Annotated in this window: 19 protein-coding genes; all 19 read left to right on the top strand. The window is 70.1% G+C overall.

Going from position 1 to position 24,886, the window contains the following annotated elements; all coding sequences use genetic code 11:
• Positions 1–79: 79 nt before the first annotated feature.
• From ABZ348_RS01675 to ABZ348_RS01585, 19 genes are read left to right on the top strand one after another with little or no spacing between them, the layout of a single operon-like run.
• Positions 80–1,396: a nucleotide sugar dehydrogenase gene (locus tag ABZ348_RS01675; protein WP_358928207.1), complete on the top strand. Its 1,317-nt coding sequence runs from the start codon at positions 80–82 to the stop codon at positions 1,394–1,396.
• Positions 1,386–2,663, top strand: a complete 1,278-nt coding sequence (locus ABZ348_RS01670) for a glycosyltransferase family 4 protein (RefSeq protein WP_358928205.1) — start codon at positions 1,386–1,388, stop codon at positions 2,661–2,663. Before ABZ348_RS01675 ends, ABZ348_RS01670 begins: the two co-directional genes overlap by 11 nt.
• Positions 2,660–4,027 carry a Wzz/FepE/Etk N-terminal domain-containing protein gene (locus ABZ348_RS01665; protein WP_358928203.1) on the top strand — a complete coding sequence of 456 codons (1,368 nt, stop codon included), beginning with the start codon at positions 2,660–2,662 and terminating at the stop codon, positions 4,025–4,027. The genes ABZ348_RS01670 and ABZ348_RS01665 overlap by 4 nt, the downstream gene beginning before the upstream one ends.
• Complete coding sequence (locus ABZ348_RS01660; protein ID WP_358928201.1) at positions 4,024–5,595, top strand: Wzz/FepE/Etk N-terminal domain-containing protein; 1,572 nt, start codon at positions 4,024–4,026, stop codon at positions 5,593–5,595. Before ABZ348_RS01665 ends, ABZ348_RS01660 begins: the two co-directional genes overlap by 4 nt.
• Positions 5,596–5,598: 3 nt before the next feature.
• Entirely contained in the window at positions 5,599–7,527 is a 1,929-nt protein-coding gene (gene asnB / locus ABZ348_RS01655) for an asparagine synthase (glutamine-hydrolyzing) (protein WP_358928199.1), read from the top strand.
• Positions 7,528–7,552: 25 nt separating this feature from the next.
• A complete protein-coding gene (locus ABZ348_RS01650; protein WP_358928197.1) occupies positions 7,553–9,769 on the top strand; it encodes a bi-domain-containing oxidoreductase in 2,217 nt (738 codons plus the stop codon).
• 44 nt (positions 9,770–9,813) lie between these two features.
• Positions 9,814–11,724, top strand: a complete 1,911-nt coding sequence (locus ABZ348_RS01645) for an alginate lyase family protein (protein ID WP_358928196.1) — start codon at positions 9,814–9,816, stop codon at positions 11,722–11,724.
• A gap of 9 nt (positions 11,725–11,733) precedes the next feature.
• Complete coding sequence (locus ABZ348_RS01640; protein WP_358928194.1) at positions 11,734–13,257, top strand: right-handed parallel beta-helix repeat-containing protein; 1,524 nt, start codon at positions 11,734–11,736, stop codon at positions 13,255–13,257.
• A gap of 1 nt (position 13,258) precedes the next feature.
• Positions 13,259–14,542: an O-antigen ligase domain-containing protein gene (locus tag ABZ348_RS01635; RefSeq protein ID WP_358928192.1), complete on the top strand. Its 1,284-nt coding sequence runs from the start codon at positions 13,259–13,261 to the stop codon at positions 14,540–14,542.
• Positions 14,543–14,544: 2 nt separating this feature from the next.
• A complete protein-coding gene (locus tag ABZ348_RS01630) occupies positions 14,545–15,819 on the top strand; it encodes a glycosyltransferase (RefSeq protein WP_358928190.1) in 1,275 nt (424 codons plus the stop codon).
• Positions 15,816–17,054, top strand: a complete 1,239-nt coding sequence (locus ABZ348_RS01625) for a class I SAM-dependent methyltransferase (protein WP_358928188.1) — start codon at positions 15,816–15,818, stop codon at positions 17,052–17,054. Before ABZ348_RS01630 ends, ABZ348_RS01625 begins: the two co-directional genes overlap by 4 nt.
• A 13-nt stretch (positions 17,055–17,067) precedes the next feature.
• Positions 17,068–17,880 (top strand): glucose-1-phosphate cytidylyltransferase, encoded by an 813-nt coding sequence (locus ABZ348_RS01620; RefSeq protein ID WP_358928186.1) that lies wholly within the window; start codon positions 17,068–17,070, stop codon positions 17,878–17,880.
• A complete protein-coding gene (locus tag ABZ348_RS01615) occupies positions 17,877–18,524 on the top strand; it encodes a PIG-L family deacetylase (protein WP_358928185.1) in 648 nt (215 codons plus the stop codon). The genes ABZ348_RS01620 and ABZ348_RS01615 overlap by 4 nt, the downstream gene beginning before the upstream one ends.
• A gap of 3 nt (positions 18,525–18,527) precedes the next feature.
• Positions 18,528–19,553: an SDR family oxidoreductase gene (locus tag ABZ348_RS01610; RefSeq protein ID WP_358928183.1), complete on the top strand. Its 1,026-nt coding sequence runs from the start codon at positions 18,528–18,530 to the stop codon at positions 19,551–19,553.
• Positions 19,541–20,824, top strand: a complete 1,284-nt coding sequence (locus ABZ348_RS01605; RefSeq protein ID WP_358928181.1) for a DUF4910 domain-containing protein — start codon at positions 19,541–19,543, stop codon at positions 20,822–20,824. The genes ABZ348_RS01610 and ABZ348_RS01605 overlap by 13 nt, the downstream gene beginning before the upstream one ends.
• Positions 20,821–22,149 carry a hypothetical protein gene (locus ABZ348_RS01600; RefSeq protein WP_358928179.1) on the top strand — a complete coding sequence of 443 codons (1,329 nt, stop codon included), beginning with the start codon at positions 20,821–20,823 and terminating at the stop codon, positions 22,147–22,149. The genes ABZ348_RS01605 and ABZ348_RS01600 overlap by 4 nt, the downstream gene beginning before the upstream one ends.
• A complete protein-coding gene (locus ABZ348_RS01595; RefSeq protein ID WP_358928177.1) occupies positions 22,146–23,093 on the top strand; it encodes a glycosyltransferase family 2 protein in 948 nt (315 codons plus the stop codon). Before ABZ348_RS01600 ends, ABZ348_RS01595 begins: the two co-directional genes overlap by 4 nt.
• Positions 23,090–24,337, top strand: a complete 1,248-nt coding sequence (locus ABZ348_RS01590; protein WP_358928175.1) for a polysaccharide pyruvyl transferase family protein — start codon at positions 23,090–23,092, stop codon at positions 24,335–24,337. Before ABZ348_RS01595 ends, ABZ348_RS01590 begins: the two co-directional genes overlap by 4 nt.
• Complete coding sequence (locus ABZ348_RS01585; protein ID WP_358928173.1) at positions 24,334–24,885, top strand: dTDP-4-dehydrorhamnose 3,5-epimerase family protein; 552 nt, start codon at positions 24,334–24,336, stop codon at positions 24,883–24,885. Before ABZ348_RS01590 ends, ABZ348_RS01585 begins: the two co-directional genes overlap by 4 nt.
• Position 24,886 lies beyond the last annotated feature (1 nt).

Genomic DNA, 24,886 nt, shown 5'->3' with positions numbered 1-24,886 from the left:
GCGGGGGGCTACGGCTCAAGGGTCCCGCCGGCGTGAACACCGCAGGCCAACAGGGCCTGCCTGGGGGGAGGGACGAGTCATGAAGGTCAGCGTTTTCGGGCTCGGCTACGTGGGCTGCGTGTCAGCCGCGTGCCTGGCCAGCATGGGTCACGAAGTCATCGGAGTGGACGTCAACCAGGTGAAGGTCGACCTGGTCAACGATGGCAAGGCCCCCGTGGTCGAGGAGCGGATCGGCGAGCTCATCGCCGGCGTCGTACGGACCGGCGCGTTGCGCGCCACCACCGACGTCCGTGAGGCGATCATGGAGAGCGAGGTGTCACTGGTCTGCGTGGGCACACCGTCGGAACCCAACGGCAGCCTGTGCACCACGTACCTGGAGCGGGTCACCGAAGAGATCGGTGCGGTCCTGGCCGAGCGGGGCGGGTGGCAGACCGTCGTGTTCCGGAGCACCATGCTCCCGGGAACCTGTCTGAAACTGTTGGTACCGATTCTGGAGAAGTACGTCGGCGGCACGGCCGGAGTGGACTTCGGGGTCGCGGTCAACCCGGAGTTCCTGCGCGAGGGCACGAGCGTGCGGGACTTCTTCGACCCGCCCAAGACCGTCATCGGCGAGCTCGACCCGAAGAGCGGCGATGCTGTGGCGGCGCTGTACGAGGAGTTACCCGGCGAGGTGTTCCGGGTGCCGATCCCGACCGCCGAAGCGATCAAGTACGCGGACAATGCGTTCCACGGCCTCAAGGTCGGCTTCGCGAACGAACTGGGCGCGGTGTGCCAGGCGCTCGGGGTGGACTCGCACCAGGTGATGGATGTGTTCCTGGCCGACCGCAAGCTGAACATCAGCCCCGCCTATCTGCGGCCCGGCTTCGCCTTCGGAGGTTCCTGCCTCCCCAAGGACTTACGCAGCCTGGTCCACGCGGCACAGCGGGCCGACGTCTCGGTCCCCATCCTCTCCAATGTGTTGCCCTCCAACTCCGCGCACCTCCAACGCGCGGTGGAACTGGTCGAGCGCACCGGCAAGCGCCGGGCGGGCCTGTTCGGATTGTCCTTCAAACCCGGCACCGACGACCTCCGCGAGAGCCCGCTCGTCGAGCTGGCGGAGAGGCTCTTCGGCAAGGGCTACGACCTGCGGATCTACGACGCCAATGTGAGCCTCTCCCGGCTGCTCGGCGCGAACCGCGAGTACATCGAAACCCGGCTGCCCCATCTTGCGCAGTTGCTCGCGGATTCCGTCGACGAGGTCCTCGAACACGCCGAGGTGTGTCTCATCGGGACCAGGGACCCGGCCGTACTGTCCGCACTGCCCCATGGCGAGGGCCCGGTGCTCATCGACCTCATCCACCTTCCCGACGCCGAGGCGCGCCGAACTGAACCGGGGTACATAGGCCTTGCTTGGTGAAACATCGTTCGATGACAAGGCCAGTGGAGACCGACCGGGCCGGCGGGCGCTGATCCTGGTCGAGAACCTGTCGGTGCCGTTCGACCGGCGGGTGTGGCAGGAGTGCAAGACGCTGCGTGACGCGGGCTGGGAAGTGCACGTCATCTGTCCCCAGGGGAGCAAGCGGGACACGGAGGCGGAGACGGAGATCGACGGGGTGCGTATCCACCGCTACCCCTTGCGCGCTGCCACCGGAGGGCCCGCCGGATATCTGCGGGAGTACGGAACGGCGTTGTGGCACACGGCCCGGTTGGCCCGCAAGGTCGGCCCGGTCGACGTGGTCCACGCCTGCAACCCGCCCGACCTGCTGTTTCTGCCGGCCCTCTGGCTGAAGCGGCGCGGCGCGCGGTTCGTCTTCGATCAGCACGACCTGGTGCCCGAGCTGTACCTCTCCCGGTTCGACCGCGGCGAAGACCTGCTCTATCGCGCCGTGTGCGCGCTGGAGCGGCTGACCTACCGGGCGGCGGACGTCGTGCTCGCCACGAACGAGAGCTACCGGGACGTTGCGACGAGCCGTGGCGGTCAGCGGCCGGAGGACGTCTTCGTGGTGCGCAGCGCGCCCGATGTCGACCGCTTCCAGCCCGTACCGGCCGAGCCGGAGCTGAAGCGCGGCAAGCCCCACCTGTTGTGCTACCTCGGTGTCATGGGCCCCCAGGACGGCGTCGACTACGCCCTGCGGGCCCTTGCGAAGCTGCGTGACGAACTCGGGCGCAGCGACTGGCACGCGGTGTTCGTCGGCTCCGGCGATGCCTTCGACGCGATGGTGGAGCTGTCCCGGCAGCTCGGGCTCTCTGACCAGGTGCAGTTCACCGGGCGCATTCCGGACGCCGACCTGGCGCGCTACCTGTCCACCGCGGACGTGTGCCTCTCTCCGGACCCGCGCAATCCGCTCAATGACGTGTCGACCATGAACAAGGTCCTCGAGTACATGGCGATGGGCCGTCCGATCGTCTCGTTCGACCTCCGGGAGGCGCGCGTCTCCGCCGATGACGCCGCCCTCTACGCGCCCGCCAACGACGAGGCCGAGTTCGCCAAGCTCATCGCGCTGTTGTTGGACGATCCGGAGAAACGGGCCCGCATGGGCAAGATCGGCCAGGAACGGATCAGCGGACAGCTCTCCTGGCGGAACTCCCAGCGATCACTGCTCGCCGCCTACGCCGCTGCCTGTCGCGACCACATCCCTGTGTCGGCAGGCCCGGTCCGGACCGTGAAGAGGCCGCGCAGTTGATCGAGGACACGATACGCCTGGGCACGATCGGGCGGATTATCCGTCGGCGTTGGCGGCTCCTCACCGTCATCGCGATGGTGGGCGCACTCGTCGGTTACGGCACCTCGGTGGTGTTTCCGCCGCGATACACGGCATCGGCATCCGTGCTGCTGCCGGGGCAGTGGGAAGAGCGCGAACTGCTGACCCAGGTGAACATCGCCACCAGTTCGGCAGTGGTCGACCGCGCGGCTGCCACGCTGGGCTGGAAGGGCGTCAGCGGTGCCGAACTCCGGGACCGGGTGAGCGCCGAGGCCGCCGACGGGAACATCATCCAGATCTCGGGTACGGCCGAAACCCCGGAGCGCGCACAGAAGCTCGCCGACCACGTGGCCCAGCAACTCGTGGCCTTCGCCGCGCGGATCGCGGGCGACGGCAACGATCCGGAAGCCGTCACCGGACCCGAGGCGCTGCGGCAGAAGGTGGTGCAGACCAACCGCCACATCACGGATCTGGCCAAGGCGGCCGATCCGGGGCGGAGCGTGGAGAGCGTGCAGGCCCGCACCGCCCTCGAAAAGCTGCGCACCGCGCTGGAAGAGGCCATGAAGAAGCTGGACCAGGCCGACCCGGCGACCAGCAAGGCCGGCATGGTCCTCATGGGGCCGGCGGTCCGGCCGACCGGTGAGGCGCCGCCGACGAGGTTGCAGCTCATCGCCACCGGGGCACTGGTGTTCTTCCTGGTCGCGGTCATCGGACATCTCGCCTCCGCACGGATGAACCACCGACTGCGCACCGAACCGGAGATCGCAGCTGCGCTGGGTACGGCGCTGCTGGGTACGGTCGACGTGTCTGCCGAACGGCCGGCGCACCGACCCGAGGACCGTGGTCCGCGAGCCAGGATCCGCCGACTGCTGGACATCGACACCCGATGGGACGTACCCACTCCGCAGGCGTCCGGCGACGAGGCGAGCAGACGTGTCCGGTACCGCCGCGTGTGTGCTCGTCTGCATGATCAACTTATCTCCCCCAAAAGGCTGTTGGCGGTCATACCCGGCGGTGACGAGAACGCCCGTCGGGCCGCCGAGCAACTCGTCGCCGAAGCCCAGGGCGATCTGTTGTTGAGAGTGGTGGAGGTCCCGGTGTCCCGACCGATGTTGCCGGACCGGGACGACGAGTCCGGTGCCCTGGTGGTGCTCAGCGCGGGCAACTGGAGCGCGGGGGAGCTCGCCGGCATCGCCGAGGCGTGTGCGGACGGCCGGCATGAGGTCGTCGGCGTCGTCGTCGTCGGCACGGTCCGCCCCCGTCCAGCGCCGTCAGCGGGCCGCCCTTCGGGCAGTGCCACACCTGCGCTCGCAGGGCACGGCTCCGCGACCGGAGGTTCGGCGTGACAACCAGCACGACCTCACAGTCCTCGCCCCCCACTCCCTTGCTGGACCTCCAGTCACTGGTGGTGGCGGTACGCAGACGTCGGCGCCTCTGGTCCTCCCTGGCGCTCCTGGGGCTGCTGGCCGGCACGGCCATGGCGATCCTGCTACCGCCGCCGCCGAGCGCGGTGACCAAGGTGCTGGTCGCTCACAAGGAGGACCAGCCGAACGACACCGGAACACTGATCCGCACCGATGTCGCACTGCTGGGGACCACCCGGATCGCCGACAAGGCCCTGAAGTCCCTCAAGTCCCCGGAAAGACCCGAAGACTTCCTGCGCGACTATCGGGGCACCGCCTTGACCAACAACCTGTTGCAGATCGATGTGACCGGTGACAGCGACGCACAGGCGGTGGCTCGGGCCAAGGCACTGGCCGATGCGTTCGTCGCGGACCACGTGAGTCGGATGTGGGCAGCCGCGAAGGCCGAGTCCAAGGCCCTGCTCGACCAGCGCGACCGCATGAGGGTCGAGCTCGCCGGGGTCAACAAGGCCATAGGAGGCCCAACGGAGGGAAGCGACCCCAAGGCATCCGCGAGCATCGAGTCGCTCTTCGCCCGCCGGGCCGAACTCAACTCGCGGATCGCCGATTTCGACCAGCGCGCCGCCCAGGCGCGCACCGGCTCGCCCCAGGTCGTCACCGGCACGCAGATCGTGGACGCCCCGCGGGCGGTGCAGCACTCCCTTCCCAAGGCCCTCGTCACCCATGCCGCGATCGGGCTGGTCCTCGGGCTGGTCCTCGGGCTCGCACTGGCCGCGGTCGGCACGGTCGTGGCGGACCGCCCCGTGCTGCGCCGGGAGATCGCAGCCAACCTGGGCGCCTCGGTCATCGCGGAGATACGCCGCGTACCGCGCCGGTCGACCGGACGGTGGCAGGGTCGACGCACCCGGGCGGCACGCGAACGGCTCACCGTGACCCTCGCCCGCACCGTGCGCGGCTCCACGGATCCGGTGTCACTGCTGGAACTGGGCTGTGCACGCAGCACGGGCGCGATCGCCCTGGACGTCGCCAGGGCACTGGCGGCGGACGGGCCGGTCACCGTCATCGACGGTCTGCCCGGACCGGAGCTCGCCAAGAGCCGCCAGCAGCCGGAAGGCATCACCGTGGTCAGCGGCGAAGAAGCCGCCGCCGTTCCGCACGAGGTGCGCAGGCTCGGTGTCGGCTCGGTCGCGCCCGGCACGGCGTGGACCGACCTCCAGTACCTCGGCGGCCAGACCGTGCTCGTCGTACGGGCCGGGCACGGCAGCGCCGCCTGGCTGCACACCGTGGCGCGGCAGCTCGCCGACCAGCGCATACCGGTGGCCGGTGTGGTGTTGATCGACCCCGATCCGCGGGATCGGACGGACGGCACGCTATGGGACGGGCTGCACACGGCGTTGCGCGGCCAACACGAGCGGCTGGCCCGGCAGAACGGGACGGGTCACCTGCGCAAGGAGCGGCTGGCCCGCCAGAACGGAACGGGCCAGCTGCGTACGGAGCGGTCGTCGATGCCCGCCGCATTGGTCCCGGACAGCGAGCAGGAGGGGCAGTAGAACATGTGTGGCATCGCAGGCACCTACCGATGGCCGGACGGGAAGGTCGTGACCGACCGGCTCACCGACGTCCTCGCCCATCGCGGACCGGACGGGGCCGGCCGGTACGGCCACCCCGTCGGTGACGGCGAAGTGCACCTCGGGCACCGTCGACTGGCCATCATCGACCTGTCCGAGACCGGGGCCCAGCCGATGGTCTCGGGCGGCCTCGCCCTGACGTACAACGGCGAGCTGTACAACGCGCCCGAACTGCGTGCCGAGCTGTCAGCCGCTGGGGTGCGCTTCCGCGGAACCTCCGACACCGAGGTGCTGTTGGAGGCGTGGCGGCGCTGGGGCACGGAGTGCTTGCCCCGACTGCGCGGCATGTTCGCGTTCGCCGTCTTCGACGAGCGGACCGGCGAGCTGTTCCTCGCCCGCGACCAACTCGGCATCAAACCGCTGTTCGTGCTCAGGCGCGGTACGGGCCTGATGTTCGCATCCGAGCTCAAGGCACTCGCCACGGCGACCGGTGGGACGCTGGAGGTCGACCACGCGGCGCTGGTCGCCTCGCTGCTGTACTACTGGGTGCCGGACTCGCGCTGCGCGTTCCGTGAAGCGGAGAAGCTGCCGCCGGGGAGTTGGCTGCGGTGCCGACCCGACGGCCGGGTGGACCGCGGCCGGTTCTGGAACCTCCGGGACGTCGCGAGCGAGGGCCGCGAACGGGCCCGCAGTGGCGAGCAGCCCGATGTGGCCGCCATCGTCGAGGAGTCCAACCGTCTGCACCTGCTCTCCGACGTACCGGTGGCGACCTTCCTCTCCGGCGGGCTCGACTCCAGCTATCTGACGGCACTGGCGGCCCGCCACCGACCCGGGATCTCCGCGTACACGATCGGGTTCCGCGCCGAGGACACCAGGTTCGAGGCGATGCCGGACGACCTGCGCTACGCCCGGCAGGTCGCCGAGCAGTTCGGCGTCGACCTGCACGAGATCGAGATCGCCCCACGGGTCACCGACCTGCTGCCGCAGATGACGTACCACCTCGACGAGCCGATCGGCGACCCCGCCGCGATCAACACATTCCTGATCTGCTCGGCCGCCCGTGAGGCCGGGGTCAAGGTGATGCTCTCGGGGATGGGAGCCGACGAGCTGTTCGCGGGGTACCGCAAGCACCTCGCGAACCTGCTCGCGCTGCGCTACCAGCGCATCCCACGGCCCCTGCGGCGCGGCCTGTCCACGACCGTGGACCGGCTGCCGGTCGCCACCTCCCGCCGGGGATTCCGGTCGGTGCGCTTCGCCAAGCGGTTCCTCTCCTTCGCCGATCTGCCGGAGGAGACCGCGTTCCGACGCAGCTACACCATGTACGACCAGAACGAGCTGCTCGCCCTGGTCGATCCCGACCTGGCGGGGACGGTCGACGACGTGCTGACCGAACATCGGGACGTCTACGAGGACAACGACCTCGATGACTTCGTCAACCGCATGTGCCTGGGTGACGCCCGGATGTTCCTGCCGGGGCTGAACCTCGCCTACACGGACCGGTCGAGCATGGCCGCGTCGATCGAGGTGCGGGTGCCGTACGTGGACGTTGAGGTGGTCAAGGCGGCGTTCACCGTGCCCGGAGATCGCAAGATCGTCGGACGGCAGGGCAAGGCCGTCCTCAAGGAGGCGGCCACCTCGATCCTGCCCCGGGAGATCGTGTACCGGCCCAAGGGCCTGTTCAGCGCCCCGCTGCGGGCCTGGATGAGCCGCGACCTGGCGCCGCTGGTGCGCGAAGTGGTGCACGACGGCGTACTCGTCAACTCCGGTCTTCTGCGCCGCGAAGCGCTGGCGCGGATGGTCGCCGAGGACGCCGCAGGGCAGCGGGACTTCTCCAAGCACCTTTGGCACGTGCTGACCCTTGAGTACTGGTACCGCGCTGCGACCTCTGGCTCCGGCCAGAGCCAGACGGCTTGACGGCGTAGAAACAAGAGGAGCTCGGGTGAAACAGGTTGTGCAGAACTACAAGAGCGGCGAGCTGGCGCTGCTCGACGTACCGGTGCCGGGGTGCAAGCCGGGCGGTGTGCTGGTCCGGAGCGCCTACTCGCTGATCTCCACCGGGACCGAGCTGATGAAGGTGTCCGAGGCCGGCATGTCGATGGTGGGCAAAGCCCGCTCCCGGCCCGACCAGGTGGCCAAGGTCATGCAGAGCGTCGCCACCAACGGCGTGCCCGCCACCTACCGCAAGGTGATGGGCAAACTCGACTCCTACACGCCGTTGGGCTACTCGCTGTGCGGGGTGGTCGAGCAGGTCGGCTCCGGCATCGACGATGTGAAGGTCGGCGACCTCGTGGCCTGCGCCGGCAATGAGCACGCGCTGCACGCCGAGCTGAACTGGGTGCCGAAGAACCTCTACGCACCGGTGCCGGACGGCCTCGCGCCGCAGCACGCGGCCTTCGGCACCGTCGGCTCGATCGCCTTGCAGGGCGTCCGCCGCGGCGAGTCGCAGCTCGGCGACGTGGCGCTGGTCATCGGCCTCGGGTTGATCGGCCAGTTGGTGGTGCAACTGCTGACCGCCTCGGGAGTCCGTGTCGTCGGAGTCGACCCCGACCCGGTGCGCTGCGAGCTCGCCGCGCGCCTCGGTGCTGCGGCCTGCGGTGATCCCTCGTCCGCGACCGTGGAGAGTGCCGTCGCCGAGCTCACCGAAGGTCACGGCGTGGACCAGGTGTATCTGGCGGCCGGCGGCAGCAGCAATCAGCCCGTGGAACTGGCCGTCCGGTTGAGCCGGGACCGCGGCCGGGTCATCGACATCGGCAAGTGCCGTCTGGACCTGCCGTGGAACGCGTACTACATGAAGGAGCTCGACGTCCGCTTCTCCCGTTCGTACGGACCCGGGCGCTACGACCCGGAGTACGAGCTTGAGGGGCGGGACTACCCCATCGGCTACGTGCGCTGGACCGAGCGCCGCAACCTGGCGTGCTTCCTCGATCTCGCCGCCCGCGGTCGTCTCGACGTCGAGCCCTTGGTCACCCACATTGCCGACTTCGACGACGCCGTGAAGACGTACCAGAGCCTCAAGGACGGCGAACTCAAGGCCGTGGCCGTGTTGTTCCGCTACCCCGACCACTCCGCAGCCACCGAAGCGTCGGAACACCCGGCCGAAGTGGTGGCCCCTGCGGTGGCCGTGCCCGCGGTGCGGCGCACCAACGCGGCGTCCACCCCGGTGCGGTCCGCCAAGTCGTCCGTGCGCCTCGCGTTCATCGGTGCGGGGAACTACGCGACGTCGATGCTGCTGCCCCACCTGGCCCGGCGCGACGGAGTCGAGTTGTCGACCGTCGTCACCACGACTTCGCTGTCCGCGGTCAACGCGAAGCGGAAGTTCGGCTTCGCCGATGCGACCACCGATCTCGACGCCGTGCTCGGCGATTCGTCCGTCGACGCGGTGTTCGTCGTCACCCGGCACAGCTCGCACGCCGAGCTGACCCGGAAGGCGCTGCTGGCCGGCAAGGCGGTGTTCGTGGAGAAGCCGTTGGCACTCGACGAGGACGAACTGGCCGACGTGCTCGCGACGGTGGAGGAATCCGGCAACGACCGGATCCAAGTGGGCTTCAACCGCCGGTTCGCGCCCCTGCTCCAGGAGGCCAAGACGCGGTTCGGCGCCCGAACCGGTCCGGCGAGCCTCCGCTATCTGGTCAACGCGGGTCGGCTGGACCACGGCAGCTGGTACCTCCGGCAGAAGACCGAGGGCTCCCGGTTCGCCGGTGAGGGCGGGCACTTCATCGACACGGCGAGCTGGCTGCTCGGTGCCGACCCGGTCTCGGTGTACGCGGTCACCACACCCGGCAACGACGGCGGCGGCGACCTCCAGGTCGTCCTGCGCTACCCGGACGGGTCCACCGCCACCATCAGCTACGTCACCACCGGCTCGTCCGGATTCCCCAAGGAGACGCTGGACCTGATCGCGGACGGCAAGGTGCTGCGGCTCGACGACTTCGTCCGTGCCGCCGTGTACGGCCGCAAGCGCTGGAGCAGCCCGCGCCTGTCCAAGGCCCGTGACAAGGGCCAGCGCGCCGAGCTGGACGCGTTCCTCGAAGCCGTGCGCACCGGCGGCCCGATGCCGGTGTCGCTGGAGTCGGTGGCCGCGACCACTGCGGCCACCCTCGCCGTACAGACCGGCCTGGTCAGCGGTGCCCCCGTGACGTTGGCGAGGGCTCGATGACCACGAGCACGTCTTTGGGCTGGTACCTGCGGCGATTGTCCCGCATGGGACCGCAGGAGGTCGGCGGCCGGGTGGGCGACGCGGTCCGCAGACGGCGGTGGCGGTCGACGCTGCCGGACGGCCCGAGCGTGACCGGCGCGCTGTTCACCGCCGTACTGCCCGCCGGGGCGATCGCCGCGGTGCCACCGGACGCCGCGAAACGCCTCATCGCCGATGCGGACCTGCTGATGGCCGGACACGCCGAGTACTTCGGGGTGGAGCGCGACGACCTCGTCGACCCGGACTGGTGGTACGACCCGAAGACCGGCCGCCGGGCTCCGTGGGGCTACGCCTTCGACGTGCCGTACCGGGACGAGGACGCGGCCGGGGACATCAAGCAGATCTGGGAGCTGTCCCGGCACCAGTACCTCACCGTGCTCGCCGCCGCCTACGCGATCACCGGGGAGGAGCGGTACGCCGAGCGGGTGGCCGAGCACCTGCGGTCGTGGTGGGCGGCGAACGCACCGCTGCGCGGAGCGCACTGGATCAGCGGCATCGAGTTGGGGATCCGGCTGATCTCCTGGGTGTGGATCCGCCGGCTGCTCGACGGCTGGCCGGGCGTGACCGGGCTGTTCGAGTCCAACCCTGTGGCACTTCAACAGATCTGGCACCACCAGCGCTGGCTGGCCGCCTTCCCGAGCCGGGGATCGTCGGCGAACAACCACATCATCGCCGAGGCCGCCGGCCAGTTCGCCGCGGCCTGTGCGTTCGGCTGGTTCCCCTCCTCGGCGCGTTGGCGAGCCGACGCGCTGCGGTCACTGGAACTGCACCTGCGCAGCAACACCTTCGAGTCGGGCCTCAACCGTGAGCTGGCCACCGAGTACCACGGACTCGTGCTGGAACTCGGCCTCGCCGCGGTGGCCGAGGGGGATGCCGCAGACGTGCCGGTCCCCGACTCCATCCGGCGGGTGCTCCTGCGCAAGACCGACGCGCTCGCGGCCATCGTGGACAACCGATTACGGCCCCCGCGCCAAGGGGACGCGGACGACGGTCACGGTCTGATCGTGGACGGCGCGGGCACCGACCGCTGGGCCTCGCTCCTGGCCACCGGCGAGGCCGTGTTCGGTCGCCTCGAATGGTGGCCGACGGTCACCGGCACCGATGTGCGCACCCCGCTCCTGGCCGCACTCATCCGGCCCGCGGCACCTCCCGAGGCCCGCCCGGCGACCCGACCCGCCCACTTCGCCGATGCGGGGCTCACCATCCTGCGCGGCCCGTCGGAGATCTGGTGCCGCTGTGACGGCGGTCCGCACGGCTTCCTGTCCATCGCCGCACACGCCCACGCGGACGCGCTCTCCGTGGAGGTACGGCACGACGGGGTCGACATCCTCGCCGACCCGGGGACGTACTGCTACCACGGACAGCCCGAGTGGCGTCGGTACTTCCGGTCGACCCTCGGCCACAACACCCTGCAACTGGACGGCACCGACCAGTCCGTCTCCGGCGGCCCGTTCCTGTGGACCCGACAGGCTCGCACCCGCGTCCTGGTCGCGAACCCGTCCGATGCGGACGTGGCCCGCTGGTGCGCCGAGCACGACGGATACCAGCGCTCCGTGCACCGCCGCCGGGTGGAACTCTCCGCGGCGAACCAGGAGCTGCGCGTGGTCGACGAGGTGCGCGGACTGCGCCGGGCCGCACACCTGGCGTTCCACCTCGGGCCAGCGATCACCGCTGACCTGGTGGGGAACCGGGCCGTGCTCACCTGGACCAGGGACGGCGAGGACCGCTCCGCGGTGCTCGACCTGCCCGAGCAACTGAGCTGGCGAGCGCACCGAGGCGAGACCGATCCGCCGCTGGGCTGGTACTCCGCAGGCTTCGGGCGCAAGGAACCCACCACGACCCTGCTCGGCACCGGATCCGTCGACGGCGCCGCGCCGTCGGGGGAGTTCACCACCGTGCTCCGATTCCGCGGTTAGGGAGGGCGCGTGAGGATCAAGTGGCGGAACCGGGCGTCGCCGGTGGCGGTGCTGGCCCTGCTGTCGACCGGCTGTGTGAGCACACAGTCCGACCCGGCCGAGTCGACCGTTGCGCCATCCACGTCCGTGGCCAGGTCCATGGCCCGGGTGTGCGCCAACCCCGTCGCCGGACCGGCCAAGGCACCGGCAGGCGCGGTGACGGTCGACCCGGCCGTGGTCGACGACCTGGCGGCGAAGACCCGGAACAGCCCACCGAACACCACGTTCTGGCTGCGACCGGGCAAACACACGCTCGATCCTGACCGCTACTCCCAAATCATCCCCAAGAAGGGGAACCGCTACCTCGGCGCGCCGGGCGCAGTGCTCGACGGCCGGAAGACCAACCAGTACGCGTTCGGAGGGCCCGCCCACAACGTCACCATCCGCCATCTGACCGTGCAGGGCTTCGTCGCCCCGCAGAACGAGGGCGTGGTCAACCACGACTCGGCCGACGGATGGGTGATCGAGCACTCAACGATCCAGCACAACTCCGGAGCCGGACTGATGGCCGGCGCCCGTCAGCAGGTTCGCGCCAACTGCCTGCGCGGCAACGGCCAGTACGGCATGAACGCGTACAAGGCCACCGGCCGGGTCAGCGGCCTGGTGGTCGAGGGCAACGAGATCACGGCCAACAACACCGACGACTGGGAACGGCGGCGGCCGGGCTGCGGCTGCACCGGAGGCGTCAAGTTCTGGGCCGTCAACGGTGCCGACGTACGGGGCAACTGGGTGCACGACAACCGTGGAGCGGGGTTGTGGGCGGACACCAACAACAACGACTTCCGCATCGAGGAGAACGTGCTCGACGACAACGACGGTGCCGCACTGATCTATGAGATCAGCTACAACGCCGTCATCAGGAAGAACACGATCCGGCGGAACAACTGGGTCGAGGGCCGCAGATACGCCGATCGCGGCGACAGCTTCCCCTTCGCGACCATCTACCTGTCGGAAGCCGGCGGCGAACCAAGGGTCCGAGCCCGCACGGACAAGATCGAGATCTACCGGAACGTGCTGGAGAACAACTGGTCAGGAATCACCCTGTGGGAGAACGCCGACCGGTTCTGCAACAGCCCGGCCAACACCTCGTCCGGGGACTGCACCCTGCTGGTGCCGGACACCAGACGCTGCGCCCGACCGGCGATCGCGACCCCACCGCTCCACGCCGACTGCCGGTGGAAGACCCAACGGGTGGAGATCCACCACAACCGCTTCGTACTGGACCCGGCCGTCGTCGGGTGCACGGTGAAGTGTGACCGCATGGCGGTGCTGGCCAACTACGGCACCTACCCGGACTGGTCGCCGTATCAGGGCGAACAGGTCGCCGAGGCGATCACCCACCGGCAGCACAACCGCTGGCACGACAACGCCTACATCGGACCGTGGCAGTTCGTCGCCCACGACCCCAGCCGGGTGCTCGACTTCGGGCAGTGGCAGGGCGCGCCCTACCAACAGGACACCGGCAGCACCCTCGACCCACGGGCCGGTGGTTGAGATGAGTGAGCAACTGCGGCGCAAGGGGCAGCCGGGCCGACCGGACGCATTGGATACCCGGCACACCGGCACCCCAAAGGCCGTCGGGATCGTCTGGGGACTGCTGATCCTCAACACCCTCGGATCCGCCGGGGCGAAGACCATCATTCCGCTGCCCCGTTCCCTCATCCAGATGGTCACCATGGGCGCGTTGCTCTCCGCGTTCACACTGGCCCTCGCCCTCAATCTGCGACTGCGCATCCGGGCCAGCGCCTACGTCCTGCTGCTCACCCTGCTGCTGGTGCCAAGCGTGATCTCCAGCATGTACCTGGAGTCCGGATTCGGAGCCCTGTTCCGCTGTACCCGACTGGCCCTCTTCGTCGGTACGTTGTGGCTGCTCAGCCGGTGGTGGGAGGGCAGTCTGACCTTCGTCCGGCACCACATCCGGATGTACTTCGCGGTGCTCGGGTCGGTGGCCGCCGGCGCGGTCATCTCACCGGGCGCGGCCATGCCCGAGCTCTACGGCGGGCGGCTGGTTGGCGCGTTGTGGCCGCTCACCCCACCGCAGATCGGACAGTACGCGGCCGTGATCATCGGGCTCACCGCGCTGTTGGTGCTGGGCCGCAGGGCCGACCGGGCCAGCGCGGCGGTGATCATCGTGCCGTCACTCGTGCTGCTGGCCTTGACCCACACCCGGACGGCGACGCTGGGCCTCCTCATCGGATTGGCGTTGGCGATCGGCTCGCTCCTCCTGACCAGCGCCGCCGCCCGCCGCTTCTTCGCCTGGGCGGTGGTGTGCGCCACGGTGGCCGCGGTGGCGTTCAGCTCCGCGCTCCAGGCGTGGTTCCTGCGCGGACAGAGCCAGGAGAACTTCTCCAACCTCACCGGTCGGGCGAAGGTCTGGGACGCCCTGCTGGCAGCGCCCCGAACGGTTTCGGAGCAACTGTTCGGCGTGGGCCTGGGCGACAAGTCGTTCGGGGGGCTGCCGATCGACAACAGTTGGCTGGCCGTCTACCACGAACAGGGCCTGACCGGCACCGTCACCGTGGCGACGATCTTCATCGTGCTGGGCGGTGTCGCACTGCTGCGGCCACCGTCGCTCCCCAGGGCCTGCGCGATCTTCCTGATCACCTACTGCGCGATCGCGTCGTACACCGAGGCCGGGTTGGGCGACGCCTCGCCGTATCTGCTGCACCTGGCCGTGGCCGCCTCGCTGCTGGCGGCACCTGCCGCCACAACGCTCTCGACGCCCATGGCCCCCGGACGACGACTTCCGCGCCTGGCCCGCGGATCGGAGGTGACCTGAACATGCACGTACTCGTGGTGCACAACCGCTACTCCTCGGCGCAGCCGAGCGGGGAGAACAAGGTCGTCGACCAGGAGGTGGGGCTGCTGCGCGCGGCCGGCCACCGGGTCGACGTGTTCGAGCGGCGCAGCGATGACATCGGCGCCCGGTCGCTGCCGGGCAAGGTCGCGGTGCCGTTGCTCGTACCGTGGAACCCGGCGGTCCGTACGGAGCTCGCCGCTCGGCTCCGGAGCGAGCGGCCCGACGTCGTGCACGTCCACAACGTCTTTCCGCTGCTGTCTCCCGCGGTGCTGGCCGCGTGCGCCGATGTCGGTGTGCCCGTGGTCGCCACGCTCCACAACTACACCCAGATCTGCCCGCCCGGCACGCTGCAACGGGACGGCCGGCCGTGTACCGAGTGCGTCGGCAAGGCGCCGCTGCCCGCCGTCCGGCACGGCTGCTACCGCAACTCCCGGCTGGCGACGGTGCCGCTCGCGGTCAGCCTGTCGGTCAACCGGCGGCGGTGGTGGTCCGGCGTGGAGCGGTTCTTCTGCATCTCCGCCGCCCAGCGCGACGTCCTGGTCGAGGCCGGCATGTCACCGGAGCAGCTGACGGTGAAGCACAACTTCGTGCCCGACCCTGAGGCGCGCCGATCGGGAGCCGGTGAGCACCTGCTCTACCTAGGCCGACTCGCGGAGGCCAAGGGCGTGCGGCTGCTGATGACCGCGTGGGACCGACTCGCGGCGGACGGCGGTGTGGGCGTGCCGCTCGTGATCGCCGGTACGGGGCCGCTGGAGCGCGAGGTGACTGCCTGGGCGGCGGACCGGGACGACGTGCGGTACGTCGGCCTGTACGACCCGGCCCAGTGCCGGCAGGCCATCGCGCGGTCGGTCGCCGTCGTGGCGCCTTCGACATGGCTGGAGGCGTTCGGCCTGGTGGCGGCGGAGGCGATGGCGGCGGGGGTCCCGGCCGTCGTCGCCGGCCACGGCGCCTTCGTCGAACTGGTCGAGGACGGGGTGACCGGGCTGCTGCACCGGCCGGGCGAGCCCGACTCGCTCGCGTCCTGTCTGCGCCGGATCACGGCGGATCCGGCGCAGAACCGGGAGATGGGTAGGGCGTCCCGGCGCCGTTACGAACAGGGCTTCAGCCCGGCCGTCGGGCTGGAGCGCCTGCTGGATGGATACCGCACCGCCATCGCGGGACGGTCCGGAGGCGGGGACAGCCCGTCGCCGTTGGAAGACGAGAGCACAGGCTCGCGCAGGGAAACCCGCGCGAGCAGGGATGGGGGCAGTAGATGACAGGATGCCGACTCTGCGGTTCGGCGGCGATGACGAGCGTCGTCGACCTCGGAGCGACTCCGCCGTGCGAGAGCTTCCTCGCAGCGGACCAACTGGACCAACCGGAGCCTGCGTACCCGCTGCACCTACAGGTCTGCACCGACTGCTGGCTCGCGCAGATCCCTCCGCTGATCAGCCCGGAGGAGACGTTCACGCAGTACGCCTACTTCTCCTCCTACTCGACCTCCTGGGTGGAGCACGCGCGCACGTTCGTCGACGACACCGTACGGCGGCTGGGCCTCGGCTCCGAGGAATCCTTCGCGGTCGAGGTCGCGAGCAACGACGGCTATCTGCTGCGGCACATGGTGGACCGCGGGATCCGCTGCCTCGGCATCGAGCCTTCGGTCAACGTCGGTGCAGCGGCGCGGGACGCGGGTGTGCCCACGCTCACGGCGTTCCTGGACCCGGACACCGGTGCTGCCGTCCGCGCCGAACACGGCCCGGCGGACCTGGTCGTGGCCAACAACGTGTACGCACACATCCCCGACGTGGTCGGCTTCACCCGGGGGTTGCGTGCCCTGGTCGCCGACGACGGCTGGGTCTCCATCGAGGTGCAGCACCTGCTGACCCTGATCGAGAAGAACCAGTACGACACGATCTACCACGAGCACTTCCAGTACTACACGGTCGCCTCCGCGATCCGGGCGCTGGCCAGCGGCGGACTCGCCCTGGTGGACGTCGAACTGCTGCCCACCCACGGCGGCTCCATCCGGTTGTGGGCCCGACCGGCCGAGGTGGCCGGAGACCCGTCACAGCAGGTGGCCGACGTACTGGAACGGGAGAAGGCCGCAGGGCTACAGGAGCTGTCCGGGTACACCGAGTTCTCCGCCCGCGTCGCCAAGGTCCGCCGGGACCTGCTGCGGTTCCTCATCGACGCGGCCGAACGCGGCGAGACGGTCGTCGGCTACGGCGCCCCGGGCAAGGGCAACACCCTGCTCAACCACTGCGGCATCCGGCCCGACCTGCTCGCGTACACGGTCGACCGCAATCCGTACAAGCACGGCAGGTTCACCCCGGGCACCCGCATCCCGATCCTGCCGCCCGAACAGATCAGCACCGATAAACCGGACTACGTGCTCGTCCTCCCCTGGAACCTGCGGGACGAACTGGTGGAGCAGCTCTCCTTCGTGCACGACTGGGGCGGTCGGTTGGTCTTCCCCATCCCGGAACTGAGCATCGTCGAGGCCACGTCATGAAGGAGATAGCAGCATGAAGGTCGTACTGTTCTGCGGCGGCTACGGGCTGCGGATGCGCAGTGGGGCACCCGATGACGACATGCCCAAACCGATGGCGATGGTCGGCCCGAGACCGCTGATCTGGCACGTCATGCGCTACTACGCGCACTTCGGACACACGGAGTTCATCTTGTGCCTCGGATACGGGGCGCACCACATCAAGAACTTCTTCCTCAACTACGAGGAGACGCTCTCCAACGACTTCGTGCTGAGCAACGGGCGGACCGAGCTGCTGTCCACCGACATCGCCTCCTGGAAGATCACGTTCGTGCAGACCGGCATCGAGTCGCCGATCGGGGAGCGGCTGCGCCGGGTGCGCCACCACCTGGACGGCGACGAGGTGTTCCTCGCCAACTACGCCGACGTGCTCACCGACGCCCCGCTGCCGGAGATGATCGACCAGTTCACCCGGCGCGACGCCGGTGCGTCGATGATGGTGGTGCCGCCGCAGTCCTCGTTCCACTGTGTGGAGCTGGGCGAGGACGGCCTGGTGGGAGGCATCACGGCGGTGAGCGAACTGCCGCTGTGGGAGAACGGCGGCTACTTCGTGCTCCGCCAGGAGGTCTTCGACCACATCCCGGAGAACGGGGACCTGGTCGCCGATGGATGTGCCCAACTCGCCAAGCGGGGGAGGCTGGTGGCGCACCAGCACCGCGGCTTCTGGAAGCCCACCGACACCGTCAAGGAGCGGGCCGCGCTCGACGCAGCCTACGCCCGGGGCGACCGCCCGTGGGCCGTGTGGGAACGGGACGCGGCGGGCGCGCACGGACGAGTGGGGACCGCATGATCCAGCTCGCAACCGGAAGCCTGAACCGGCTCGTCGCGGTGGGCGCGCACTGCGACGACATCGCCATCGGCGCCGGCGGCACCCTGCTGACGACGTGCCTTTCCCGACCGGGCATCCGCATCGACGCACTGGTGCTCTCCGGCGGTGGCGGCGAGCGGGAGCAGGAGGAGCGGGCCGCACTCGCCGCCTTCTGCCCGGGCGCCGACCTCCGGGTGACCGTGCACAAACTCCCCGACGGCCGGCTGCCGGCGCACTGGGAGGAGGCCAAGGCCGCGGTCGAGGAACTGCGCGCGCAGACCGACCCGGACCTGATCCTTGCCCCGCGCACCGATGACGCGCACCAGGACCACCGCGGCCTGGCGCAACTGATCCCCACCGCGTTCCGCGACCACCTCGTACTCGGCTACGAGATCGTCAAGTGGGACGGCGATCTCACCCGCCCGACGGCGTACCAACCGCTGTCGCCGGAGACCGCCGAACAGAAGGTACGACTGTTGCAGGAGCACTACCCCTCGCAACGGCACCGGCCCTGGTACGACCGGGAGGCGTTCCTCGGCCTCGCACGTATACGCGGCATCGAATGCCATGCGCGTTACGCCGAGGCTTTCGCCGTCACCAAACTCACTCTCAACCTGGGGGAATGAACCTTGCGCGTACTGCTGACCGGACACCAGGGCTACCTGGGCACCGTGATGGCCCCGGTCCTCATCGCCGCGGGACACGAGGTCGTCGGCCTTGACTCCGGCCTGTTCGCCGACTGTGTGCTGGGCCCGGCGCCCGCGGACCCGCAGGGGCACCGGGTGGACCTGCGTGACGTCACGGCCGACCACGTGGCCGGGGTGGACGCCGTGATCCACCTCGCCGCGCTCTCCAACGACCCACTGGGATCACTGGCGCCGGACCTCACCTACGACATCAACCACCACGCCTCCGTACGGCTGGCCCGGCTGGCCCACGACGCCGGCGTGAAACGCTTCCTGTACGCATCGACCTGCTCGGTGTACGGGGCCGCAGGCGGTGGCGACCTGGTGGCCGAGGACGCCCCGCTGCGCCCGGTGACGCCGTACGCGGAGTCCAAGGTGCGGGTGGAGGACGATCTGCACGCGCTCGCCGACGGCGACTTCAGCCCCGTCTACATGCGCAACGCCACCGCCTTCGGCTACTCGCCCCGACTGCGCGCCGACATCGTGCTGAACAACCTGGTGGGCCACGCACTCCTGTCCGGCGAGGTCCTCGTGCTCTCCGACGGCACCCCCTGGCGCCCGTTGGTGCACGCCGTCGACATCGCACGCGCCTTCACGGCCGCGCTGACCGCGCCGCGCGAAGCGGTGCACGACCGGGCGTTCAACATCGGCAGCGAGACCAACAACGTCACCGTCGCCGAGATCGCCGAGCAGGTCGCCGAGGCGGTGACCGGCTCGAAGGTGGTGATCACCGGGGAGAACGGCGCCGATCCGCGGTCGTACCGGGTGGACTTCTCCCGGTTCCGGGACGCGGTGCCCGGCTTCGACTGCGAGTGGACGGTGAAGCGGGGCGCACTCGAACTCGCCGACGCCTACCGGGAGCACGGACTGACCCAGAACGACTTCGAGCGCCGCTTCACCCGACTGGCCGTGCTGCGCACGGCATCCGAAGCCGGCACCGTCGACGACACTCTGCGGTGGCGCCGGTGACCACGACGGGCGAGCAGATGCACGCGCTGGTGGAGCGGCTGTACCCGCTGTGCCGAAGCATCACGGGCGACGGCGTGCGCGCCACCCTGGAGATCGTCGACGAGTACGTTCCGCTGGACGTGCACGAGGTGCCGACCGGGACGCAGGTGCTCGACTGGACGGTGCCCCAGGAGTGGAACATCCGGGACGCGTACGTCGCCGACCCCGCGGGCAACCGGGTCGTCGACTTCGCCGCGTCCAGCCTGCATGTGCTCGGCTACAGCGTGCCGGTGTCGACGACCCTGTCACTGGCCGAGCTGCGCGAACATCTGCACACCCTGCCGGACCACCCGACCTGGGTGCCCTACCGCACCAGCTACTACAAGCCGGACTGGGGATTCTGTCTGGCCCAGGAGACCCTGGACGCGCTGCCCGACGGCGAGTACGAGGTGCACATCGACTCCACGCTCGCCGACGGCCACCTCACCTATGCCGAGCACGTGGTCCCCGGGCAGGTCCCCGACGAGGTGATCGTCTCCTGTCACGTCTGCCACCCGTCACTGGCCAACGACAACCTGGCCGGCATCGCGGTGGCGACGTTCCTGGCCCGCGCGCTGGCGGAGCAGACGCCCCACTACACCTACCGGTTCATCTTCGCTCCCGGCACCATCGGGGCGATCACCTGGCTGGCGCGCAACGCGGAGCGCATCGACCGGGTGAAGCACGGCCTCGTGCTGGCCTGCGCCGGCGACCCGGGCCGACTGACGTACAAACAGAGCAGACGCGGCGATGCGGAGATCGACCGGGTGCTGCGCCATGTGCTGTCCACATCCGAACGGCCGTACCAGATCAACGAGTTCACTCCGTACGGCTACGACGAGCGGCAGTACTGCTCGCCCGGGTTCGATCTCGGTGTGGGCTCCCTCAGCCGGACCCCGTACGCCGGCTACCCCGAGTACCACACTTCGGCGGACAACCCGGACTTCGTCTCCCCCGAGGCGATGGCGGACACACTCGCCGTCTGCCGCGAGGCGTTCGCCGTACTGGACCGCAACCGGCGATACCTCAACCTCAGTCCCTACGGCGAACCACAGCTGGGCCGACGCGGGTTGTACGACGCCCTCGGCGGTCGAAGCGATGCGAAACAGGCGCAGATGGCCATGCTCTGGGTGCTCAACCTCTCCGACGGTGAGCACAGTCTGCTGGAGGTCGCCGAACGGTCCGGGCTGTCGTTCGACACCGTCGCCGTCGCGGCCGACGCCCTGCACGGCGCCGGACTGATCAAGGCATGACGCCGATGACCACCCGGGGGGAGAACCCGAAGACACTGGAGCCCGCAGCGGATCGGGCCACCTCCGCCCGGCCCACCGCCAAGCGGGCCATCGTCGGCCGGCTGTCCTGGGGGCTCGCCGACCAGGCCGTCTGCAGCATGACCAACTTCGCGGTGGGCATCTATGTGGCGCACTCGCTGGGACTGGTCTCGTTCGGTGTGTTCAGCCTGGCCTGGGTGACCTACGGCGTGGTGCTCAGCGTTTCCCGCGGGCTGGCCACCGATCCGCTGATGGTGCGCTTCAGTGGGGTGTCCGTCGCGTCCTGGCGCGAGGCGGCGGCCCGGTCGTCGGGCACCGCGCTCGGCGTCGGCGTCACCATCGGCGCCGTCTGCGTGGCGGTCGGGCTGGGCCTCGGCGGCAGTGTGGGGTCCGCGTTCGCCTGCCTCGGTGTCGTCCTGCCGGGGCTGCTGCTCCAGGACGCCTGGCGGTTCTCCTTCTTCGCCGCCGGCAGCGGGCGAAAGGCGTTCCTCAACGACCTCCTGGGAGGCATCGCGCTCATCCCGGCCATGGTGGTCGCGGCCCGTGTGGGCAGCGTCGCCGCCTTCGTGCTCGCCTGGGGCACGGCCGCCGCGGTCGCCGCCGGGTACGGCTGCTTCCAGTCCGGCATCCGACCCCGGCTGACCCAGGTGCGCGAATGGCTCCGCGAGCACCGCGACCTCGGTTACCGCTATCTGGTCGAGAACGTCGGCGTCAGCGGCGCGGCCCAACTGCGGGCGTACGGACTCGGCCTGCTCGTCGGGGTCAGCGCGGTGGGGGTGGTCCGGGGCGCCGAACTCCTCCTCGGCCCCTTCCTCGCCGTGCTGATGGGGCTGTCGCTGGTCACCGTCGCCGAAGCGGCCCGGGTGCTGCGTCGGGCCCCGCACCGGCTGGGCAGGTTCTGCTTCCTGCTCGGCGGCGGGCAGGCCGTCGGCGCGCTGCTCTGGGGCGCGGCGCTGCTGTTGGTGCCGGACCGGGCCGGGGAGCTGGTGCTCGGTGACGTCTGGCACTCCGCATCGGCGCTCATCGTGCCCGCCACCCTCGGTGTCGCGGGCGCCAGCCTCGGCGTCGGAGCGGCGGCAGGGTTGCGCGCCCTCGCCGCGGCCCGGCGCAGCCTGCGCTGCCAACTGTTCGCCTCCGCCTGCTACGTCAGCGGAGGGCTCGGCGGAGCGGCCGTCGCCGGCACGGTCGGCTCGGCCTGGGGCGTGGCCGCCGCAACCGTCAGCAGTTCGGTCGTGTGGTGGCTCCAACTGCGATCCGCCCTGCGCGAGCACCACCAGAACTCCATCCGTGAAGTGAGGACCTCATGACCGCCCCACCCCGGTTGAGCATCGGCCTGCCCGTGTACAACGGCGAGGAGTACCTCGCCGAGGCGTTCGACGCCCTCCTCGGCCAGACCTACGAGGACTTCGAACTCGTCGTCTCCGACAACGCCTCCACCGACGGGACCCAGGACATCTGCCGCCGGTACGCGGCGCGGGACCCGCGCATCCGATACATCCGACTGCCCCGGAACATCGGGGCAGCGCCGAACCACAACTACGTGTTCACCGAGTGCCGCGGCGAGTTGTTCAAATGGGCATCGCACGACGACCTATACGCCCGGGACCTGCTGCGACGCTGTGTGGAAGCGCTGGACGAGCGACCGGACGTGATCCTCGCCCACACCGGCCAAGCGGTCATCGACGGGGACGGCCAGGTGAAGGTCCCGTACGAGTACGGGCTCACCACCGACTCGCCGCACGCGCCCGAGCGCTTCCGCAGTCTGCTGTTCGAGCCGGGAGGCGACGACTTCTACGGGGTGATGCGCGCCGACGTGCTGCGCCGGGTGAAGCCGCACGACAGCTACCACCACGCGGACCGCACGTTCGTCGCCGAGATCACCCTGCACGGACGCTTCCACCAGGTGCCGGAACTGCTGTACTTCCGCCGCGACCACCCCACACGCGCCGAGCGGGCGAACCCGAGCAAGCGCTCCCGGTGCGTCAACCTGGACCCGCGCCGCGCCGGCCCGCTGCACCCGACGCCCCGGCTGCTCGCCGAGTACGTCTGGGGCTTCGTCGCGGCGATCCGGCGGGCGCCGCTGTCCCCGGTCGACCGGCGCGCCTGCTACCGCCATCTGTTCGCATGGATGACCAGCCGGTTCCGGCCCGGCGCCGGTGAGCGGGTCGAGGACCGGGCCCCGGTCGACCCGGGCCGGCTCACCGTCTCCGTCGACGCGATCGTCGCCGGCCGGGAAGGGCGGCGGACATGACGTCGGCGAAGCGGAATCCGGTGCGCGTCGGAGTGTTCGGACTGCTCGGCTCCGGCAACCTCGGCAACGACGGGTCGCTCGAAGCCGTCCTCGGCTATCTGCGCGCCGAGCACCCGGACGCGGTCGTGGACGCGCTGTGCGGCGGACCCGAGAGCATCACGCAGCGGTACCGGATCCCCGCCACACGGCTGCACTGGTACCGCGGGGAGTACCGGACCGCGTCGCGTGCCGGCGCGATCGCGGCCAAGGGCCTCGGGAAACTCGTCGACGCCTTCCGCACCGCGGCCTGGGTCCGCCGGCACGACGTGGTGATCGTGCCGGGCATGGGCGTGCTGGAGGCAACCCTTCCGCTGCGACCGTGGGGCTTTCCGTACGCACTGTTCCTGCTCTGCGCCAGCGGCCGGCTGTTCGGCACCCGGGTCGCGCTGGTCAGCGTCGGCGCCGGCGCGATCAGCGGCCGGCCCACCCGAGCCCTGGTGAGCTGGGCGGCCCGACTGGCCACGTACCGCTCGTACCGGGACGCCCAGTCCCGCGATGCGCTGCGGGCGATGGGCGTGGACACCACACGCGACGAGGTCTATCCGGACCTCGCATTCGCCCTGCCGGTGCCGCAGCCCGGTGAGCGCCCGAACCCACCGGGTGCGGTCTGCGTCGGAGTCATGGACTTCCACGGCGGCAACGACGACCGCGCCCGGGCCGACGAGATCCACCGGCGCTACCTCGACGGGACGACCCGCTTCGTCCGCGCGCTCGTCGACGACGGCAGACCGGTCCGGCTCCTCACCGGCGACAACGTCGACACATCGGTGGTCACCGCGATCCTCGAAGCGGTCGACTCGCCACTGGTCACCGCCGCCGAGACCACCTCGCTCGCCGACCTGATGCAGGAGATGGCCGCCGCCGACACCGTGGTGGCGACCCGCTACCACAATCTGATCTGCGCGCTGAAGGTCGGAACGCCGACGCTCGCCCTCAGCTACGCGGCCAAGAGCGACACGCTCATGGCCCAGATGGGGTTGGACGCCTACTGCCACCCGGCCCGCGAGGTCGACGCCGACGGGCTGCTCAAGCAGTTCCGCGAAGTGGAGCAGCGCTCTGCGGAGCTGCGGCGGACCCTCGTCGAACGCAACCAGGCCGCCGCCCAGCGCCTTGCGGACCAGTTCACCGCCCTGACCGCGGCCCTGTTTCCCGCGGCCCCGGCAACGGACCGCACCCGAGCCCACGTCACACAGGAGGCTTCATGAAGGCGATCGGAATCCCGGAGATCGTCGGCGCATACCTGTTCCAGCCGACACCGCACGCCGATGAGCGCGGCTTCTTCTGCCGCACCTTCGACGCCGACGTGGTGCGCTCGGTGGGTCTCGACCCGGACGCCTTCGTCCAGGCCAGCGTCTCCCGCTCGGTCGGGGGAGTGCTGCGCGGCCTGCACCTGCGCTCCGGAGCGGGCGAGGCCAAGCTGGTGCGCTGCTCGTACGGAAGGATCTTCGACGTCGTCGTGGACCTACGGGCGGACTCGCCGACCTACCGCAACCGGGCCTTCTTCGAACTCTCCGGCGAAACACAGCAGACCCTGTACATCCCGGCGGGGTGTGCGCACGGCTTCCAGGCGCTCACCGAAACCGCCGACGTCTCGTACCGGATCGACCGCCCGCACGACCCCGCCGAGGACGTGACGATCGCCTTCGACGACCCGGAGCTCGCCATTCCGTGGCCGCTGCCGGTCACATCGATGTCCCCACGGGACCGGGAGGCGCCGAGCCTCGCCAAGGCCCTCCTGCACAACGAGAGATGAG

Source organism: Streptomyces sp. NPDC005963 (assembly GCF_040638655.1).
Classification (GTDB): Bacteria; Actinomycetota; Actinomycetes; order Streptomycetales; family Streptomycetaceae; genus Streptomyces.
Note: the sequence above shows the minus strand (reverse complement) of the source record. Positions and strands in the feature narration are given on the sequence as shown.